Source organism: Niallia sp. WK069_GA_01, assembly GCF_983173855.1.
This window is the reverse complement of the sequence record NZ_OZ470138.1, coordinates 218,057-237,813: the sequence shown is the minus strand read 5'-3', so window position 1 is coordinate 237,813 and position 19,757 is coordinate 218,057. Positions and strand designations below refer to the sequence as shown.

16 protein-coding genes and 1 pseudogene are annotated in these 19,757 nt (G+C 34.8%); 2 read left to right on the top strand and 15 right to left on the bottom strand.

Translation table 11 applies throughout. The features are described 5' to 3' along the window. Positions 1-300: 300 nt before the first annotated feature. From dnaB to rpsR (AC5LWL_RS01210), 5 genes are all read right to left on the bottom strand, one after another. Positions 301-1,665, bottom strand: a complete 1,365-nt coding sequence (dnaB, locus tag AC5LWL_RS01230) for a replicative DNA helicase (protein WP_493432647.1) — start codon at positions 1,663-1,665, stop codon at positions 301-303. A gap of 330 nt (positions 1,666-1,995) precedes the next feature. Next, the gene (rplI, locus tag AC5LWL_RS01225) at positions 1,996-2,445 is read right to left on the bottom strand and encodes a 50S ribosomal protein L9 (protein ID WP_493432646.1); all 450 of its coding nucleotides are present in this window, start codon (positions 2,443-2,445) and stop codon (positions 1,996-1,998) included. Continuing rightward, on the bottom strand, positions 2,442-4,415 hold the full coding sequence (locus AC5LWL_RS01220; RefSeq protein WP_493432645.1) for a DHH family phosphoesterase: 1,974 nt from the start codon (positions 4,413-4,415) through the stop codon (positions 2,442-2,444). The genes rplI and AC5LWL_RS01220 overlap by 4 nt, the downstream gene beginning before the upstream one ends. 33 nt (positions 4,416-4,448) lie before the next feature. Then, entirely contained in the window at positions 4,449-5,396 is a 948-nt protein-coding gene (locus AC5LWL_RS01215; protein WP_493432644.1) for a YybS family protein, read from the bottom strand. A gap of 406 nt (positions 5,397-5,802) precedes the next feature. Further along, positions 5,803-6,039 (bottom strand): 30S ribosomal protein S18, encoded by a 237-nt coding sequence (gene rpsR / locus AC5LWL_RS01210; RefSeq protein ID WP_493432643.1) that lies wholly within the window; start codon positions 6,037-6,039, stop codon positions 5,803-5,805. Between the two features lie 239 nt (positions 6,040-6,278). On the opposite strand from rpsR (AC5LWL_RS01210), the pseudogene AC5LWL_RS01205 reads away from it, so the two are divergent. Then, a pseudogene (locus AC5LWL_RS01205) lies at positions 6,279-6,848 on the top strand (recombinase family protein). A 468-nt stretch (positions 6,849-7,316) separates the two neighbouring features. Here the strand turns inward: AC5LWL_RS01205 and AC5LWL_RS01200 are convergent. From AC5LWL_RS01200 to rpsF, 10 genes are all read right to left on the bottom strand, one after another. Beyond that, complete coding sequence (locus AC5LWL_RS01200) at positions 7,317-8,501, bottom strand: MFS transporter (RefSeq protein ID WP_493432642.1); 1,185 nt, start codon at positions 8,499-8,501, stop codon at positions 7,317-7,319. Between the two features lie 584 nt (positions 8,502-9,085). Beyond that, the gene (locus AC5LWL_RS01195) at positions 9,086-10,363 is read right to left on the bottom strand and encodes an IS110 family RNA-guided transposase (protein ID WP_493432641.1); all 1,278 of its coding nucleotides are present in this window, start codon (positions 10,361-10,363) and stop codon (positions 9,086-9,088) included. Between the two features lie 208 nt (positions 10,364-10,571). Continuing rightward, positions 10,572-11,966, bottom strand: a complete 1,395-nt coding sequence (locus tag AC5LWL_RS01190) for a radical SAM protein (protein WP_493432640.1) — start codon at positions 11,964-11,966, stop codon at positions 10,572-10,574. A gap of 646 nt (positions 11,967-12,612) precedes the next feature. Beyond that, positions 12,613-13,080 carry a DUF6262 family protein gene (locus AC5LWL_RS01185; protein WP_493432639.1) on the bottom strand — a complete coding sequence of 156 codons (468 nt, stop codon included), beginning with the start codon at positions 13,078-13,080 and terminating at the stop codon, positions 12,613-12,615. Next, positions 13,073-14,683, bottom strand: coding sequence for a tyrosine-type recombinase/integrase (locus AC5LWL_RS01180; RefSeq protein ID WP_493432638.1), 1,611 nt, complete (start codon positions 14,681-14,683; stop codon positions 13,073-13,075). The genes AC5LWL_RS01185 and AC5LWL_RS01180 overlap by 8 nt, the downstream gene beginning before the upstream one ends. Then, positions 14,683-16,038, bottom strand: coding sequence for a tyrosine-type recombinase/integrase (locus AC5LWL_RS01175; RefSeq protein WP_493432637.1), 1,356 nt, complete (start codon positions 16,036-16,038; stop codon positions 14,683-14,685). The genes AC5LWL_RS01180 and AC5LWL_RS01175 overlap by 1 nt, the downstream gene beginning before the upstream one ends. A gap of 63 nt (positions 16,039-16,101) precedes the next feature. Then, complete coding sequence (locus AC5LWL_RS01170; RefSeq protein ID WP_493432636.1) at positions 16,102-17,253, bottom strand: tyrosine-type recombinase/integrase; 1,152 nt, start codon at positions 17,251-17,253, stop codon at positions 16,102-16,104. 271 nt (positions 17,254-17,524) lie between these two features. Continuing rightward, positions 17,525-17,761: a 30S ribosomal protein S18 gene (gene rpsR / locus AC5LWL_RS01165; RefSeq protein ID WP_150442543.1), complete on the bottom strand. Its 237-nt coding sequence runs from the start codon at positions 17,759-17,761 to the stop codon at positions 17,525-17,527. A gap of 324 nt (positions 17,762-18,085) precedes the next feature. Next, the gene (ssb, locus tag AC5LWL_RS01160) at positions 18,086-18,610 is read right to left on the bottom strand and encodes a single-stranded DNA-binding protein (protein ID WP_493432635.1); all 525 of its coding nucleotides are present in this window, start codon (positions 18,608-18,610) and stop codon (positions 18,086-18,088) included. Between the two features lie 64 nt (positions 18,611-18,674). Then, entirely contained in the window at positions 18,675-18,965 is a 291-nt protein-coding gene (rpsF, locus tag AC5LWL_RS01155) for a 30S ribosomal protein S6 (RefSeq protein ID WP_493432634.1), read from the bottom strand. Between the two features lie 277 nt (positions 18,966-19,242). Between rpsF and AC5LWL_RS01150 the strand changes: the two genes are divergently transcribed. Then, positions 19,243-19,629 carry a hypothetical protein gene (locus AC5LWL_RS01150; protein ID WP_493432633.1) on the top strand — a complete coding sequence of 129 codons (387 nt, stop codon included), beginning with the start codon at positions 19,243-19,245 and terminating at the stop codon, positions 19,627-19,629. Positions 19,630-19,757 lie beyond the last annotated feature (128 nt).

The window sequence follows — 19,757 nt, the reverse complement described above, 5'->3', positions numbered from 1 at the left end:
ACACGAACAATCAATTTAATACTGTATTTTATGTTCGTAATTACTCTACTAATATAGTTATATAGCAAAGGGTTTGTAAAGACAAAATATTCACATATTTTAAAGCGAAGCACAGGGCGCCTTATTTAGCCTCGTAGAAAAATGTTCTCCTGCATAAAAAAGAGGGACCAATTGTATCCACTTTGATTAGAAAAACCAAATCGTTTTTTATCCTTATAAAGAATCTTAAATCAAATTTTAACTAGCCCTCCCCTCTCCTTTAAAGAGAGAGAAGAGGGGCCAATTGCATATTTTAATGAATTATGCGCCAGGTGGCATGCCTGCATCATCAAAGCGCCGTTCTAAATTAACAAATTTATTATATTCTTTCACAAAAGCAAGCTGAACAGTTCCAGTTGGTCCATTACGCTGCTTGGCAATTATTATTTCAATGATATTTTTGCTTTCCGATTCTTTATCATAATAATCGTCACGATATAAGAAGGCCACAATATCTGCATCCTGCTCAATACTTCCCGATTCACGAATATCTGACATCATTGGGCGTTTATCTTGGCGCTGCTCTACGCCACGAGATAGCTGGGATAATGCGATAACAGGAACCTGTAATTCCCTAGCTAGCGCTTTTAAAGAACGGGAGATTTCCGATACTTCCTGTTGTCTATTTTCTCCTGATCTGCCGCTCCCTAGAATCAATTGCAAATAATCGATTAAGATCATTCCTAGCCCATGCTCTTGTTTTAAGCGACGGCATTTTGAACGAATATCGTTAATTTTAACCCCTGGAGTATCATCAATAAATATTCCAGCGTTTGATAAACTTCCCATTGCCATCGTTAATTTTCCCCAGTCCTCGTCCGTTAAGGAGCCTGTACGAAGACGCTGTGCATCAATATTTCCCTCTGCACAAAGCATACGCATAACAAGCTGCTCCGCTCCCATCTCTAAACTGAATATCGCAACATTTTCCTGCGTCTTTACAGCTACATTTTGTGCAATATTTAAAGCAAATGCTGTTTTACCAACAGATGGACGAGCTCCAACAATGATAAGGTCATTTCGCTGGAATCCTGCGGTCATCTTATCAAGCTCTGCAAAGCCTGTTGCAATACCAGTAATATCTCCACTGCGATTATGCATTTCCTCAATATTATCATATGTGCGGACCAATACATCCTTTATGTTATGAAAGGCACCGGCATTTTTACGCTGTGCTACTTCTAAGATGCTTTTTTCTGCTTCCCCCAGCAAAGCTTCCACTTCGTCTTCCCGGGTAAACCCATCTTGTGCAATTCCTGTCGCCGTGCGAATCAATCTGCGAAGCAATGATTTTTCTTCGACGATTTTTGCATAATATTCTATATTGGCAGCCGTTGGGACAGAACCTGCCAGTTCACTTAGATAACTAACTCCCCCAGTATCCTCTAAATTATTCCCTGCAGCCAATTCTTCTGTTACCGTAATTAAATCCACTGCTTTGCCTTGATCATTAAGCTTGAGCATAACAGAGAAGATACGTTGATGCGAACCACGGTAAAAATCTTCAGGTATAAGGATTTCAGAAGCCATTGTTAAGCTTTGTGGTTCTAAAAAAATCGCTCCAAGCACTGCTTGCTCTGCCTCAATATTTTGCGGTGGAACTCTATCTGTTAATACTTCACTCATCCTAGAAAACCTCCTTTATATGGAAAAGGGTCAGAGTTGCGCCAACCTTATTGAAAAAACACGCGCTTTAAAAAATTGGAACCTGTTTATTTTCATTCTTCATCGAGCAAATTTGTTTGTATGGATATCTATCTGTAGATGTTTACTCATTTGTATATATTAGTGAAGAATCATTCTCCAATGACGTTATTTAGAAAAGGAAACTCTTCGTCAAATCATTCATTCTACTTATTACGCTTAAATGAAAAAATGTGACCAGTTTTACCTGCATCACATTTTTTCGGAACTATTCTATTCTAACATTTTTATAGAGAAATGGTACTTCCAATATTAGCTTAATTCTTTCACATGTACATTAAGTGTTGCTGTTACTTCTTGATGAAGTTTCACAGGTACTTTTGTATAGCCTAATGAACGAATAGCATCTGGCAGTTCAATCTTACGTTTATCTACTTTAATTTTATTTTTTTTATTTAACTCTTCGGCAATTTGTTTACTTGTAATAGAGCCAAATAACCGACCGCCTTCACCAGATTTAGCAGTAAGCTCTACTGTAATCTCTTCAAGCTTTTCTTTTAATTGTTTTGCTTCCTCTAATTCTTCAATTGCCAGTTTTTCTTCCTTTTTCTTTTGCGCATTTAACGTACTAACCGCACTTGTATTTGCTTCCACTGCTAATCCTTGTTTCAGTAAAAAATTATTGGCATATCCATCTGCAACATTTTTTACTTCTCCCTTTTTGCCTCTTCCTTTAACATCTTTTAAAAATATTACTTTCATTCTGATTTTCTCCCTTCAAAGTATTCATCAATGGCGCCTTCAAGCATTGATTCTACTTCTTCTATTGTCATATTGGTTAGTTGTGTTGCGGCATTGGTTAAATGTCCTCCGCCTTCCAAACTTTCCATAATTAATTGCACATTTATATCTCCTAAGGAACGAGCGCTTATACTAATCAGTCCGTCTCCTCGATGAGAAATAACAAAGCTTGCAATGATTCCATCCATAGTGAGCAAGGTGTCTGCTGTTTGTGCAATTAGTACGCCATCATAAATTTCGTTGTTTTTTGCTTTTGCTATGGCAATACCAGGCTTATAGAACTTTACGCTTTGGATTAGTTTTGCACGCTTGACATAATTATCAATATCTTCTTTTAAAAACTTTTGTACTAGAACGGTATCTGCTCCTTGACCTCTTAAATAAGAAGCTGCATCAAACGTTCTTGCTCCAGTCCTTAGAGTAAAACTTTTCGTATCCACTATAATTCCAGCTAATAATGCCGTAGCCTCTAACATCTCAATTTTAACATTTTTCGGTTGATATTCTAGTAATTCGGTCACAAGCTCAGCAGTAGATGATGCATATGGCTCCATATAGACTAGTAACGGGTTCTCAATAAACTCTTCCGCTCGTCTATGATGATCTATTACCACAACATCTTCAATTTTATTTAGCAATCGTTCATCAATAACCAATGACGGTTTATGTGTATCCACAATCACTAATAATGTATCTTCTGTTGCCATTTCTAGCGCTTGTTCTGGTGTAATAAATTTTTTAAATAATGTTTCTTGTCTTTTTATTTCTCCTACAAGCCGTTTTACGCTATTATCAATTTCTTGGAAGTTTACGACAATAAATCCTTCCTTTTGATTCATCTGCGCCACTTTTTGTATCCCTATAGCTGCGCCTATTGCGTCCATATCAGGGTTTTTATGCCCCATGATAATAACCTTATCGCTCGCTATAATTAACTCCTTAAGGGCGTGTGAAATGACTCGTGCCCTTACCCTTGTTCGTTTCTCGACAGGATTCGTTTTGCCGCCATAAAATTTGACTTTTCCATTTGTTTGCTTAATAGCAACTTGATCTCCGCCTCTTCCTAAAGCTAAGTCAAGACTGGATTGAGCAATCGTTCCAAGCTCTGGCAAAGAAGATACCCCAGAACCAACGCCTATACTTAATGTTAAAGGCACATTCTGTTTCGACGTCATTTCTCTGACATCATCTAATATGGTAAACTTGCCCTTTTCAAGGTTTTGCAATATATGCTCATTAAATATTGCTATAAAACGATCAGAAGATATTCTTTTTAACAGCACACCATTATCTGTTGCCCATTTGTTTAAAATAGAAGTTACGCTGTTATTTATACTGCTCCTTGTTTGATCATCCATACCTTGTGTTAAATCATCATAATTATCTAGAAATATAATAGCGATTGCAGATCGTTCATCTTCATATAACTTTTCAATTTCTGTTTGCTCGGTCACATCAAAAAAGTAAAGAAGTCGTTCTTCCCGTTTATGAATGACACGAAATTTACGCTCATGCAACGTAATAATTTCTGTTTCTACTTCTTGCTTTATTAATGGTATGACGGATGGAGCTACATCATACAATGATCTCCCAACAAGGGTATCCTCGGTAAAACAGGATGCTAAAAAGGGATTTGTCCATTCGATATAATATTCATCATTTATCAGCATGATCCCTATTGGCATTTCCATTAATGCCTCTTCTCCTACCTTCTTTACCCGGTAAGAAAGAGTGGTTATATATTCTTCCGTTTCTTTCCTTTGTCGTATATCCATTCTTAAAATAAAATAAAAAGGAAGAACAGAAAAAACTAATCCAATTAAGGAAAAAAACCAATTATAATAGGAGAGGATACCAAGAAGGATCATTGTTATACCAATTAAACAAATTAATGGATATCTAAGTGATCCTTTTTCTAAAAACGCAGGCATTTTTTTCAACTCCTAATAAAATGTCATTTTTAATTACTTCATTCGTTTACGATAGAAAAATTTTCGCCAATCTAAACCTAAATCAATAATACCAAGTATTTTTAACAAAAATGAAAAGGTAGGGTTCAAAAATAGAAAGATCGTTATAATGATTGTAATACCTTTTGGTACATCATATTGAAAGCATATGAAAAAAAGAAAAGATATTCCCTGTAAAACGATCAGCAATTGTAGTATGTAAAAAACATTTATAAACACCGTGTACATAATTGTGTTTTCCTCCATAGGAACAAAAAAAGAAATTCCAATTGCACCTAAGAAAATCCATAGTATGTAATGAGGCAATCTCCATAATCGAATAGGCAGCCAAGGCTCTGTTTGAATGCCAAATCGTTTAATAATTGGAACTGAAACGGCTTGAATCACGAAAACAGAAAGAAGAGAACCTATCATTATAGCACTTGGAATAATAAACTTAATCGCTTTAACAGCAGCATCTAATTGGTCGATCGCTTTTTGCGATTCATTTTGATTAAACATTTTCATAATGGATTCACTTTGATCCACTGCTGTTTTTAGTAATTGAAGCATTTCGTCTATATAGTCCACTTGAAAAAATAGAACAGAAACCCAATAGAACAAAACAAGATTAATAAAAAACGCTATAGATGCAACTAATATCATGTGAATCCTGCTTTTATTGCTTATAATATAATCCCCTAATATCGCTCCTGTTATCCCATATAAGACCGTTAGCGGAACAGCATATATAGAACCAACAATACAAGAAAGCAAAATTGCAGCAACAAAAAATAAGGCTGTTGCCTTTCTATCAAACCTGCTTCTAAATAAAATAAATGGTAAAGCTAAAAATAAGTTTGTTATGTTATTAACAATCGGTATGTAAAGCGTAATTAAAAGCAGTATAACATAAATAGATAATAGTACTGCACCTTCAGTTATTATTTTTGTTTTCCTCATTTACACCTTCCCCTCTGTTATATAAACATTCTACTATCTAATGCCTGTTCATTCAATCTTTCCTTCTTTTTTAAGGCTAACCTAAAAAATGGTGCTCTCAAATGGATCCGTAGTCAGTATACACTTCGCTTTTTGTGGGATTTCGCCTGTCCCACAAATCACATAGGAATCTTCGTGTATTCTGCCTGCTAAAATAGTTAAATCTGCTTCTTTTCATGTACTCTGGTGCCAATTTTGTTTGCATGGGTATTTACTCTATCTATTGGTTGAAAACTTCAAGGGCACTTTCTTCAAACAAGCGGAGGATAGGTCTAATATAGATAGAACTTCTTGAAGAGTTATTTTGTCCATTATCATTTCGTATAAAAAAAACACCCATTAATCAATGAGTGTTTTTGGCTGTTTATTATTCGCCAGTTACGTATGGTAGTAAAGCCATAGTACGTGAACGTTTAATAGCAATCGTTAATTTACGTTGATATTTAGCACTTGTGCCCGTTACACGACGAGGTAAAATTTTACCACGTTCTGAAATGAATTTTTTAAGAAGATCTACATCTTTATAATCGATGTTTGTAATGCCATTAGCTGTAAAGAAACAAACTTTACGACGTTTAGCACGTCCACCTCTGCGTCCGCCCATTGCCATGAGATTTCCTCCTTTTTATTTTAAGATTAGATTATTTTAGAATGGTAATTACAACAGTTCAAAACTGTCAAATTCCAATCCTATCATGTTCTAATCATATATCCCTTGCTACTTATGTCTAAATCTAGTTCTAATGTCAGTATTAAGTGACCTTTCCCAGAGATTTTTCAAACGAATTATTTTTATAAGAAGGTCTAAACATTTCTGTGATCCCTATAACTTTAAATCGCCCGATTAATGGATATTGGCGTGTCAGTTCGGCTAGCTAAAATCCTTCAAGGCAATTTTAGCAACTGATCGAAATTGGAATGGATATTATATATGAAGGAAAAGTATCCGCTGTAGCAAAGGGTTGCGAACAACTTAAAAAATGTTAGAGGATTTACAAGAAGGTGACATTATTTATGTCACAGACTAAATCCGATTCACCTCCTAGTACGCGGGATTTATTTGAATTAATCGATGAAATACGAAATAAAAAGGCAAGCTTAAAATCCTTAAAGGAAACTTGGCTCGATTTATCAGAAGATAATCCATACAGCCAATTCTTAATTACGGTAATGGCTAGTGTTAACCAATTAGAGAGAGATCTTATTCGGATGCGCCAGCGTGAAGGAATTGAGTTGGCTAAGAAAGAAGGAAAGTTTAAAGGCCGGTTAAAAAAGGATCATAAAAATCACGCAGGAATGAATTATGCAGTAAAGCTATATATGGATGGAAATATGACTGTAAATCAAATTTGTGAAATTACAAGTGTTCCAAGAGCTTCATTATACAGGAGACTTTTAGAAGTGAATAATTAACAATTTTTTTCGCCTAATGGTCTTACATTTTATGGAGAAAGGTTTATTGAACTAACTGTAGTCTAGAAAGGATATACTTATTAAATTATTTGATTACCCTTTAGAGTAGTATAGTTTTCATCATTCTAAGTGGGATGGTATTTGCTCTGAAAGGTAATAAAGGAGTAGCAAATAATCTTTTCTAGATTAAGAGCCGTCAGTTCTATTGACCATTATATAAGTCAGTAGAACTAGCAGCTCTTTTAAAAAAATATCCTCTTTCAAAATAAAAGAACAATCCTCGCTAAATAGCGACACTAGAGTTGGTATTTGAATACTCTTTAAAAAAGATACTAGGCTTTAAAAATAAGTAATATATCTTTATACATCATTATAAAAGAGAGAAAGATTACTTTACTTCACCTTCTCTATTTAAAAAGTAAAACTTATATTAACGGAAGTTTCTCGTAACTGAATCTTAATATAATGCTAAAATGACAATGATTTTGTCTTTCCTTTAAAGATTGATCGAGATATAAAACTTGCAAATAAAATAAAAATTGCAGCAACGAAGAATATAATTCTTAAATCAAAAAAGTCTGCAAAGATGCTGCCAATTGCTATTGCTAGAGTTCTTAAAGTACTAACAATAAACCTTACTGTTAAAAAGACTCTACCCAAAATAACATCAGGGACATTTACTTGTATTAAAGAACGAATACCTACTGGAGCTGATGCTGCCCCCATCCCAATAGCGAGGTATAGTACTAATAACAATGGTAAATTATTATTAAACGAAATAACCAAAAGTGCAAAACCTATTAGGAATAAACCATTTTTTATAAGGTTTATATGACCAATATTATTTTTCTTCCTAATTAATAAATAAGAACCTAATAAAATACCTATTCCTTCAGCAGTAGAAATCCATCCATATGTATTTGAAGGTAAATGCATATAATCCTTAATAAGAACTATTATAAGGGATCCAGAAATGCCTACTCCTATTAATAAAAGACCCCATATTAATATAATTTTCCTAAGAAAAGTACTTGAAAAAATAAACCCTATTCCTTCTTTAATTTCACCCATGAAATTTTCTTGACTTTTAATATTTTTATTTTCTTTAAACTCAATTTTAATCATTGACAATAGAATAGTTGAAATTATAAAAGTTGTAAAATTAGCAATTATACTACCTTTTATTCCTATAGAGGAAATTAATAATCCTGCAATAAGCGGTCCTACGATCATAGTTAGTGAATCTAAAGCACTTAATACGGAATTACCACGTACCATTTCATCTTTATTCAATAAACTTGGGATAACAGCATTACTTGTAGATCTGGAAAGTTCGTCACATATGCCTAAAATTATGGCACTAATAAGAATTAAAGTTGTTGAAACATTAATTAATAAAAAAAGTAGAACAATTGCTCTAATTAAATTACTGAAAATCAATATATTTTTTTTATTTATTCGATCAATTATTCCACCTGCAATTACTGTAAAAATCAAAGACGGAAGAAACTGTAAAATAAAAAAACTCCCCATAATTATAGGTGAACCAGTCACCTTATATAAATGTACGACTATTGCAATATCATATATATAATCCCCAAGAGATGATGAGGTATTTGCCAAAGAAAATAACAAGAAATTTTTTGATTTCAAAATACTGTTACTCCTTAATAAAAAGGGAGTTGCAACCTTCTATGTATAAGTAGCAACTCTCTTACCTTATTTAGTAAAATCAATTTATTTAATTTTACTATTTTTTAATATTAATACTGTTTGTAAAGGTCATATGCATATAGTTCTGTAAAAGAGTTAAACCTTTTACCTTTTCTTGGTTTAGCTAATAACATTTCTTGTCCCTCCCTCTATAAATGTTGATCTATCAACGGTTTGACCCGTTGTTGGGGTATCAAAAAAATATTTTTCGACACAATCCCTAACAATATTTTTAAAATATGTGAAACTATTCCAATACATGGGTACGCTACGCGGTCACTACTGGATAATGGTGGAAAGTAGTGATAGGAAATTATGCGATGCACAATGGATCTCTGCGTAACTTATGATGACGTACCCTCCCATGTCTCTGGGCATCTAAGTGCCTACATTCCTTCGTTCGGTCTAGTCATAAGGCAGAGGCTAGCGAAGCTCCTTTAGGGACTCAAGGTCGAATGGAAAAAATAGTGCCAGCTTCTCCGTGTCATCCTGTTGTCTAGGTCTATTTAAGGGGATGAAGGGTCTTATGCAGCCTCTACGAGACTAGGAATATCCCTCATCATTCGCTGTGCGTCAAACGCTTTGTGCTTAGTGCTAATTCCATGTAATACTTTTAATAGCTTACCGCATAGAACCACGATGGATTGCTTCTTGCGTAATGGATTAACCATACGATTTGTGTAATACTCATGTAGCTTTCGAAAGGCTTCATTGTGACGGATCATCGGCATCATTACTCGGAACAGAAGGGCGCGAAGCTTTCTTCTCCCCCGTTTGGAGATGCGTTTTTGCCCCTTGTGCTGACCAGAGGAATTTTCACGTAACGTTAATCCCGCGAGTTTAATTAGTTGGCGTGGATCTTCGTAGTGTGAAAAGCTTCCGATTTCAGCTAATAGATCGACAATCGTTGTATCTCCGAGTCCCGGAACCGTTGATAGCCATTCGTACTCTACAGACGTTTTTACAAGGTCAACTAGATGTTGAGTAAGGCTTTCGATATCTTGTTCTAACTGATGGTAACGGCGAACGAGCGTGGTAATTTCAATACGGGCCATCTCACGTCCTTCTGTTACTCCGATAGAGTTAGCTGCGACTTCAATAAGACGCAATGCTTTGGGTCTTTGGGGGGATTTGAGCCCCTCAACCTTCCGATAAAGAGATAAAACTTCATCGGGTTGTTTTTGGTGAAGATCATTCGGAAATGGGGTACATTCAAGTACTGCCAAAGCCATTTTTCCGAATGACGGAAACACCTGAGTAAACTCTGGAAAATAGCGATCTAACCAACGAATAATCATGTTTTTGACAGACCCTAGTTCCTCAGTCAATTTACTTCTAAACGTTGACCCAACGCGAAGTTCGGCCTCCATACCTTTTAGGATACGGGGATAACTGAACCGTCCGTCTTTTAAAAGTCGAGCGATCACAAGTGCATCTTTTCTGTCATGCTTGGTTGGCAGATTGTCGTCCAACTCTTTTGAACGCTTAACATGCATAGGGTTAACCATGGCCAAGGGAATGCCCCGGTCCTCAAGGTAGTAGGCCAAATTGAGCCAGTAGTGTCCCGTAGGTTCAATCCCGACAATGACTTCCGTTTTTTCATTTTCTTTCATGGCTACCAGAATACGTTGATAGAAAAGCTCGAACCCGTCTCTAGCTTGAGAAACAGAGAACGATTTTTGGAGCACACGTCCACGGTCATCCACAAAGCAAGCGTAATGGGTCCGCTTGGCAATATCGATTCCGACTACGAGTGTTTTTTCGGTGACTTGATTTATTTTCTGATTTTGTTTAAAATCCATTTTGGAGTCCTCCTTGGTTAACTAAGTTAGGGGTCATTTCGGTCCACGATTTGACACCCCGTATCATACCAAGAGGGCTCTTTTTTGTTCAAGTCCCCGAAAATCCTTCTAACAGGAATGCTCCTTATACTTATTTATATTTTTATTATAAAAAAGCTCTACATGTGATTTACAGTATTGCTTTTTATAACCCCAAAAAATTAAATTATTAACATACAGAAAAAAATCTTTCATTTTGTAATACTCTTTCTTCTTTTTCTTTACCCAGTTCAGGATATTCAGTTAGAAGCCAGTATATTTTAATCATTGCATTCTTCCATGATTCACAATAAGGATAAGGAGCTTCTAAATCTGAAGTTACCTCCATTGTTTCCCCTCTACATAAACCGCCACAAACATAACGAAAATCACAACTTGCACACGTATCGTTCAGTTGATCTATTCTAAGAGATCTAAATTTCTTATGAATTTCAGATTCGAAAAACTTCTTCTCAAAATCATCTTCAAAAACATTAATAATCTTATACTGTTCCCTATATGTATTTAGACAAGGATATATGTCTCCTTTCGGGTCTAAAATTACAGTAATAATTCCAGAGCCACAACCAATCATACGATTTGTTAATCGAGCATTAGTAACTAATCCCATAAAATTAGTATCACTCAAATAAGGTATTAACTCCGGATCGGTCTTGATTAAGCTTATGATTTTATCTACCATTTCCTCAATTGATAATATTCCTAAGTTTTCCTTTGCTCGCCCCATATTTAATAATGGTATTAGACGTAGACTCTTAATATCAAACTGTTTTCCCAATTCAATATATTTAGGAATTAAATCTACATTATCTTTATGAAAAACCATGTTAGTTTGTAGGTTAACATCATATTTCTTCAATAATTTAATAGCATTAATGGTTTTGTCAAAAGTATTTCTTCCTCGAATAAATTCATGAGATTCTTTTGTAGGGCCATCTAGTGATATTTGCACCTGCATATTTAATTCTTTAGCCTTTTTTGCAAAGGTTTCATCAATCAATAATCCATTTGTAGATATTCCTAGTTGAAATCCCTGTTCATACGCAAATTCCGCAACAGCTAAAAAATTTTTTCCTAATAAGGGCTCACCGCCAAGAAATGCCAGCCGTTTATTTTCCCCCATAATTTTTGAAACATTTATAAGAGCTGTTTTAACGTCTTCTAAATTTAATTCAATTCTATCTGCACTCTCTGTCTGATCAGCTACAGAACAATGTTTACATTTCAAATTACAACGCATCGTTTGTAACAGGGTAACTTTATCAGGCTTAATAATGACTTTTGAAATATCATCATTCGTAATTGTTTTTTTACCTAAAGGAATAACTGCTTCACTTTCTACTAATGGCTCCAGAAATTCTATTGCTATGCTCTCATTTCCTTCACCCAACACTTCATTTGAAATTTCTAGTATATTCTTCTTGCCATCAAGCTTTTCTAAAAATTCCTCACCTTGTTTAGTTGTTGCTATCCAGTAAGGTATTTCTGGAAATAGAATTATCGAATTTTCACCACGTCTAGAAATAATTGAATAATTTTGAGCAACAAAATACTTTGTTAGCATAGTTTCAAAAACACTTCACTTTCCCTTTTAATAGCTCCCAATTTATAATTATTTAACAACAAATTCTAGTAATTGGTAAGTGGAATGTTATTTTATTCATAAATAATTCATGTTTTTATACTATTAATACCATTTAAAATTATTCTAAAAAACTACTTTATACATTAATTTAAATTGCTGTATTTCCACACTTCATTTTATTTATTCCTGTTTATCAGATTTTCAAGCTGATGCTTTTTGTTTCGAAAACAATTTATTATTATTTCAATATACTATTATTATTTGCTACCGGGATAGCAATTAGGATTTAGTGTTATATAAATCACTTTCCATCTAATTTAAAGCAACAAATTAGTTTCTTAAACATTATGAATAAAATAGAGATTCGTGTAAAAATGAACAAAGAGAATATAGAATGTCACAGTAAATCCAACTTTTAATTTCTTTTTTTACTTCGTATGAGTTATAAAAAGCTCCCGCAACAAGGGAAAACGCAAACCATGCCCATAACCAATCCAATTTGCTAAATATCCAATTATAAAAAAATAATCCATTTTAATCAAAAGACTTTTGAAAATGGATTATTTTCATTTAATCGAAATTTATGAGCTTTTTTATTTAACTTTATTTCAAAACTACACAAGTTTTACTGTTTACTCTTCAACTCAACCACCTTGTCTGATTCAATCTTAGGTGCGTATAACCTCTCTTCAAGGTCGGCGATACGTCTTTGGAGTTTTAAGTTTAGTTCGGTTAATGCCTCATTCTGATCTAAGAGCTTTGCAAAGTCACTTTTAACTTCTGCTAATTCATTCTGTAAACGTTCAATACGTTGCTCTTGAACTGCCTTTTGTTTGGCTCCATAAGGGATTTTAGGCTCCATATTGTCAATTATAAGAGAATTAACCTCTTCGAGCTTTGCCATCAAATCTGAGCGATTATAAAGCGTTTGGCGGGTTACCCCTGCTTCTTTAGCCAACTTGTTAACAGAGATAGCCTTTTTTGTTATCTCTGCTTGTTTTTTGAGCTTATTAAGGGCCTTAATTACCTTTTTCTTGGTTTCCCCACGCTTCATCTCAGCCATCTTCTCAACTTGCTGGTTTTCATTAGGCATCCATACTCACCGCCACTTCTTGCATCGCCGTTTGATAGTCTTCATTAGCCATCTTCTCTTGAAGTGCCTGTATATATTCAGATAGTTTAACTTGCTGGTGCTTTAGTTTACTGCTCCAAACGCTGTTATCTTTGGCACAAGTCTTTAATTCCTCGTTTACCCGATTAAGACGACTCTCGTAAACAGGGAGGTGTCTAGCTGATGCTATGAAGTGCTTACAACCTAAACAAATACTATCTTGCCCGCACGGTTCTCCACGCATAGGGTGGTGAGTACACATACCGTGTGGTAGAAGCTCAATTTTCAAGGCTCTTCGCATTTTTTCAATTTGGTCAATGGTTTTACCCTTGAATGGATTATCTTCGCCCTCAAGCTGTTCTAGGACCATTTTATTGGTACTTGCTATTGGTGTATCTCCAGAAAGTATATCTTTTACGATTTGCTGCTTATCGGAATGATCGTAAGTTGATGTCATTAAAATCGATTTATGACCTAACAGTTTAGCTACAGCCATTGTTTTCATACCGCCTTCAAGAGCAGAGGTAGCACAAATATGCCGAAAGTAGTGGCTTGTTAGGTCGACAAATTTGCCTTTTTCGTCACGAAAATCGTGTTTCATCATCCACGGTCTTAGCCTATTCTTATTCCAGTTAGCGTGACTACAAACTGTCACTGGATATCCCTTTAATGTCCTGTTTCTAGTGAGAAATAAGTAGGGGAGACCTGACTTTTCACGTAAGGGACGAGTATGTTCCTCAAGTCTTTTAACAGCTCTAACGACCTGTTCGTTTGCTGGCTTATTCACCTCAACTGGTTCCTTATTTATCTTGGTGGTTGAGAAAGTAATATACGCTTCACCATCAATTAAAGATAGACATCTAGTTTTAAGTGTTAGAACCTCTTCAATACGACTTCCTAGCTGAGTGGAGAGAATTACACTTGCTGCTGTTAAAACATCCCCATTTGGTTCTTCTAGCTCATTCTGAGCCGTTTTAATGATGTCGCTGACAATTTGTTTGTCTGGCAGAACTTTATTAGTTTTACCTAATTTCGTGCCTTTTTTTATTGATTTGTTATTAATGATGATTTCATCATACAGTAGTTTAACGTGAGTATTCTTTTTTGGAACATCCCAGCCTCTGACAGCTCCACGCACTAAAATTTCCTGTATAACCTGTGCGGCTTTCTTTCTGGCTACCGCACTCATCGGTTGACCTTTATCAGTTTTAGCCGACAAAACATATTGAAAGAATTCTTCTAATCGATACTTAGTTATATCAGTAAATGACGTAATATCATGATTTCCTTCTAAAAACCTTCTGAATACTGTTAGGGCTGCTATTTTCCTTCGTACTGTCTGTAGATTATTTGCCATTAAATCGTTAACGGCAAACCATTTAACAGTTTCTTTGATGGAAGGGTGGTTAAGGAGATTAAATTTCACTTGATATTTAGCATCGTGGTGGATCTCTGCTCCGGAAGCCAGACCTTTAAAATCCCAAATATCATCTAAAAATATCGAGTTACCAACCTTGAAATCCCTTTTTCCCTCTTCGAAGTAGGAAGGTTTGTAATCAATAAACTTTGTTACATCACTAGCCATTAATTACACACCTCCTTTGACACTAGAATATCTTCGAGTTGTGAAATGATTTCCTCAAGTGCTTTCTCAGTTTCGTAGAGAAGATAATCAGTTCCAATCAAAGTTTCTTGCATATATCGTTCCTTATCAGCCCTGATTCTTGATAGATGATCTTTGTGAAAGTTTAGAAACTCAGGAGTTGTAATGAACTTTGGACAGAATAAGCAAGCATTAGGTTTTTTACAGTCAATTACGTTTTCTTTAATCGGTCTAGCACAAACACCGTCAGGCAGTTGAGCCATTAAACGTTGATCATAACTGATAATCTTATCTTCACTATCAATGATGTTACCAACATCATCTTGAATAACACCAATAAAACCAAGATCCCGATATTCTTTATTAAATCTATCGTTACGAATCTGTGCATACAGCCTTGTAGAATGGGCTGAATCGTGTCCTAAATACTCCATTACCTCTGGCAGAGTCATACCATTATTGATTAGATCAGTTCCAATTGTGTGACGAAATTGGTGAAATGTTACTTCTTTGATATTGAAACGGTTAAGGAATTTATCCAAATGAACTCTAGCTGTATTTTGACTGTATTTTTCAATACCCGATAGGTTCTGTTTCGATGGTCTCTTTAACTTTCTAACGAAAATGAGATTGGTTCCTAACTTTTCTTGGATTTCTATAGTAGCCTTGTCAACACGATGTATCACATTAACCACTTCTTCACTAATCGGTATATAACGATCCGTTTTCGTTTTCTTGCTAATAACTTCTAAAATTGGTTTGCCCGTTAAGTCCTTGCTAATATGCTCTGTTTTAGTTGCTAAAGCTTCATGAATTCGCATACCAGTTTCTTTTATAAGGCTAATAAGTCCCCAACAAATGGTTTCATCTAAGGACATTGGTTTAGATGCCATTTTTCCCAAAGCACTGTTGATTAAGTCCATAACTCTATCGTCAATAACCTTTGATTTAAGCACATCTTCAGTTTGAAGCATCCTATTCTCTGTACCATCAAATACACGAGTGTCAGGGAATCCATCCATCCCCATAATCACACCGAACCTCAGATGATGCTTGAGAGACGCTACTTTTGCAGCTCTAGTTGAGGGTGCTTTGAAATTAAATAAAAGCCAAAATAAGTATTCTTCAGCTATCTCTGGAGTAATGTCTGCAAATTTTTCCAATAGTATTTGTGATTCATCAATAAAGTCAAAAAAACTTCTAATCCCCTGATGGTAACGTGTTATCGTACCAAGAGAAAGTTTACCCATTCTAATAGATTGAAGGGTTATTTCCTTGATTGTGTATTTGAACCATTCATTGGGAAAAACAGTGAAATCAAAGTAATGATCTGGCAAGTTTCCTTCGTCAGGTATGTGCCAGATATCAGCCTTCTGGTTTATAAGAGGTATAATACTAATTTAGAATGCACCTCCCTTTTGAAGTTTGTACTCTAAATAATTCGTATAGGACTTCGTAAGTGTTTCTACTGATACGTGAACATACTTTGCAGTTGTATTAAGAGAGCTATGTCCAACTCGTGCTTGAATAACAGAAATGTCCATTCCCATATCATGCAAGTTTGAAGCGTGCGTATGACGTAGGGAATGTGGTGTAACTATTTTCCGTTTTAGTGAATCAAGCTCAACGCTCTTAAATACATCACGGAACCATTCCTCAAAATAACTCCTATTAGGTGGTTTTCCTACGGGATAATTATGGTTCACAAAGATATATTCACAATCCTCATCTTGATTCATTGGTCTATAGTACATTACATAGTCATCAATCTCTTGTAATAAGGACTGGCTCACAGGTATCGTTCGTTCTCCTGTTTTAAGTCTCCTGTCCTTATCGTCTTGCTCGCCTCGTTCAACTAAGTATATGTTACCTACCTTTTTGAATGGGTCAGGTAAATCATAGTCCTTAATCCTAAGATGGAGTAGTTCCCCAACCCGCATACCAGTTTCATATAAAATTTTGAAAGCTAATTGATTACGTTTTACTAAACCTTCATCATTGGCAAACACTTCTCCAATCTTTGCATAGAAATGTTCAGCTTCATCAGGGTAGATTCTCTTTTTATCAACCCTTCGTTTGGTTTTGCGCCTAAATTCATTCCAGATACTTGAACTCCAACGATTCTTGTTGATATGACGGAGATAGCTAAAATCTCTCACTTTTCTTTTATCTGCAACCTTATAGTCTGCAGGTTCAATAAATCCCATTACTTCGCCATATTTATAAAAGCTTTGTATAGCTGAAATATAACCGTTCATTGTTGAGGCGGCTACTCTACTCTTGTGTTCCTTATTCCTTTCTGAATTCACATAAGCGTTATCTATATAATCTTGAAAGTAAGGTATGTGTCTTGGTTCTACATCAAAGGGTCTAAAACCCTCCTTATCCATCCACTCATAGAATAGTTTAAGTTTCTCTAAATACGTTTTAACAGTATTGGGAGAATGTTCTTTTCTCTCTAAATATCTCGTAAAATCCAAAACCTCTGGGACAATCCTCATATCTTTATCCACCAATACAAAAGAGTTAGAAGTTTCTTTAACCTGATACATTAGACTATCCACCTCTACGAACACTTGTTCCTATTCTGATTATACTAGGAACTTAGGAATCTATCAATATCGACACTATTCTTTAACATAGTCTACATTTTTTTACAAGGGGATAGCACAGTCCATTATAGAATATTCCCCTTAATGATTTATATAGTTCAAAGAAAATTAATACATGATAAACACTTCTTAGACTTAGATAGCTAAAAGACCTATAATAAATAAAAAAGGACATCCAACTCAAGAAGAGATGGATGTCCTTTTTTATTTATTATTCACCTGATACATACGGTAATAGAGCCATAGTACGTGAACGTTTGATTGCAGTTGTTAATTTACGTTGGTATTTAGCACTTGTACCAGTTACACGACGAGGTAAGATTTTACCACGTTCAGAGATAAATTTCTTTAGTAAATCTACATCTTTGTAATCGATGTGAGTGATACCGTTAGCTGTAAAATAACATACTTTACGACGTTTTGCACGTCCGCCTCTGCGTCCTCCCATTGCCATTATGATTTCCCTCCTTATTTTTCCATTTATGGTTTTCTGTTCTGGGTTAAAAGGGGATGAATAATCCAAGAAAGAATATTCCCCCTTAATGATTTATTAGAGATTAGACGTATCTAAGATTTAGACATCTCAAATCCTTTATAAACCTGTTATATCAAGATCTCACTTATTAGATTTAGACATTCAACAGACCTCTTAATAAATCTATTCAAATATCCTCCTAATACCCAATAAGAATTAGACACCCTAAATTGGTATATCCTCTTTATAAATCAAGGTATTAGGTTGTATATTTAGAATTAGACAATTATAAGGCGGTCAGAATGGTAAATCATCATCTGAAATATCGATTTGACCGCTATTTGCAAATGGATCTTCATCTACTCTTGTATAATCTTGGTTGTTGTTGTTGTTGCGATTATTTTGAGGTCGCTGATTCTGATAATTATTGGACCCAAAAGGATTATCTTGCTCTCTTGGTGCACCATAATTCATGTTGTCATTTCTATTATTTCCAGAGCTATTTCTAGGTTCAAGGAATTGTACGCTTTCCGCTTGAACTTCTGTAACATAGACCCGTTTACCGTCTTGTCCTTCATAACTACGAGTTTGAATTCGACCATCTACTCCTGCTAAACTTCCTTTTTTCAAGAAATTAGCAATATTTTCAGCCGGTTTTCTCCAAATAACACAGTTAATGAAATCTGCTTCTCTTTCGCCTTGCTGATTCGTAAAAGTACGGTTCACTGCAAGTGTAAAAGATGCCACAGCTATTCCATTAGGTGTATATCGTAAATCAGGATCCTTTGTTAAACGGCCAACAAGAACTACACGATTCATCATCAGTCTCAACTCCCTTCTTCCATGTATGTTTCACGTGAAACGTAACAGTAATTTATTTTAATTATTATTTAGCTTCATCTTTAATTACGATATGACGAATGATATCTTCGTTAATTTTCGCTAAACGAGAAAATTCTTCAACCGCTACTGGTGTAGCGTTCATTTTCACAAGTTGGTAATATCCGTCACGGAAATCATTGATTTCGTATGCAAGACGACGTTTACCCCACTCTTTCGCTTCAGCTACTTCCGCTCCATTATCAGTAAGAATGCTGTTAAAACGCTCAACTAGAGCTTTTTTAGCTTCATCTTCAATATTCGGGCGGATGATGTACATAATTTCGTACTTTTTCATCACTTTCACCTCCTTTTGGTCTAAACGGCCCATTTTGGGCAAGGAGCAATTAAACATTACTCACAAGGTAGAATTATATCATATAAAAAAAATATTAGCAATGAAGCACTTTGAATTTCTTATAAATAACACAATATCATGCTGGATTCTACCATACGTATTAACTTTTATATTAGTTTTAAACTATCAAGATTTTCAGGTTAAGGGAAAAGGAAGAATGAAAAAGCTTTTCCTTTTTGAGATAATAAAAATGTTAAAACAATGATGGAGGTGAAATATGAACAAAAAATATGCCTTATTAAACTTCATTTTATTTGTCCTCTTTCTAATAAGTACAACTAGTATCGTATTTATTATCTATAAAAATATTGATAATCTATTTTCTACAATATTTGTAATAAGCTACGTAATTTTTGTACTACTATTTGCTTTATATCTAGGTGTTATTGCTATTGTAAGAATGCCTGGGAATGAAAGAAGAAAAAGGACATTAAAATGTATTGCTTTGTTTATATTATTTAGTGTTATCAATTACATATTAAATTATTTTTTTCAACCAGTTAAAAATACTTCTTATGGATTTTTATTCACCGCATTAGGGCTGTCTTTAGGCTTTTCCTTTTTAGATTTAGCATTCTTAAAAGAGAAAAAATCAACGCGTTGACAGGTATTTAAGATTATACATTCGACTGAATTAGTATATAGAATTTTATAATCTTATTTTTTAATACATTAAGAGCGTCTATACATGAGATAGACGCTCTTAAAAAGGATCGATTTCTGCGTTTCCGA

Coding starts and splice junctions, on each gene's coding strand:
- dnaB (WP_493432647.1), bottom strand. CDS start 1,665: ATGAGTGAAGTATTAACAGATAGAGTTCCACCGCAAAATATTGAGGCA.
- rplI (WP_493432646.1), bottom strand. CDS start 2,445: ATGAAAGTAATATTTTTAAAAGATGTTAAAGGAAGAGGCAAAAAGGGA.
- AC5LWL_RS01220 (WP_493432645.1), bottom strand. CDS start 4,415: ATGCCTGCGTTTTTAGAAAAAGGATCACTTAGATATCCATTAATTTGT.
- AC5LWL_RS01215 (WP_493432644.1), bottom strand. CDS start 5,396: ATGAGGAAAACAAAAATAATAACTGAAGGTGCAGTACTATTATCTATT.
- rpsR (WP_493432643.1), bottom strand. CDS start 6,039: ATGGGCGGACGCAGAGGTGGACGTGCTAAACGTCGTAAAGTTTGTTTC.
- AC5LWL_RS01195 (WP_493432641.1), bottom strand. CDS start 10,363: ATGGATTTTAAACAAAATCAGAAAATAAATCAAGTCACCGAAAAAACA.
- AC5LWL_RS01190 (WP_493432640.1), bottom strand. CDS start 11,966: ATGCTAACAAAGTATTTTGTTGCTCAAAATTATTCAATTATTTCTAGA.
- AC5LWL_RS01185 (WP_493432639.1), bottom strand. CDS start 13,080: ATGCCTAATGAAAACCAGCAAGTTGAGAAGATGGCTGAGATGAAGCGT.
- AC5LWL_RS01180 (WP_493432638.1), bottom strand. CDS start 14,683: ATGGCTAGTGATGTAACAAAGTTTATTGATTACAAACCTTCCTACTTC.
- AC5LWL_RS01170 (WP_493432636.1), bottom strand. CDS start 17,253: ATGTATCAGGTTAAAGAAACTTCTAACTCTTTTGTATTGGTGGATAAA.
- rpsR (WP_150442543.1), bottom strand. CDS start 17,761: ATGGGAGGACGCAGAGGCGGACGTGCAAAACGTCGTAAAGTATGTTAT.
- ssb (WP_493432635.1), bottom strand. CDS start 18,610: ATGATGAATCGTGTAGTTCTTGTTGGCCGTTTAACAAAGGATCCTGAT.
- rpsF (WP_493432634.1), bottom strand. CDS start 18,965: ATGAAAAAGTACGAAATTATGTACATCATCCGCCCGAATATTGAAGAT.
- AC5LWL_RS01150 (WP_493432633.1), top strand. CDS start 19,243: ATGAACAAAAAATATGCCTTATTAAACTTCATTTTATTTGTCCTCTTT.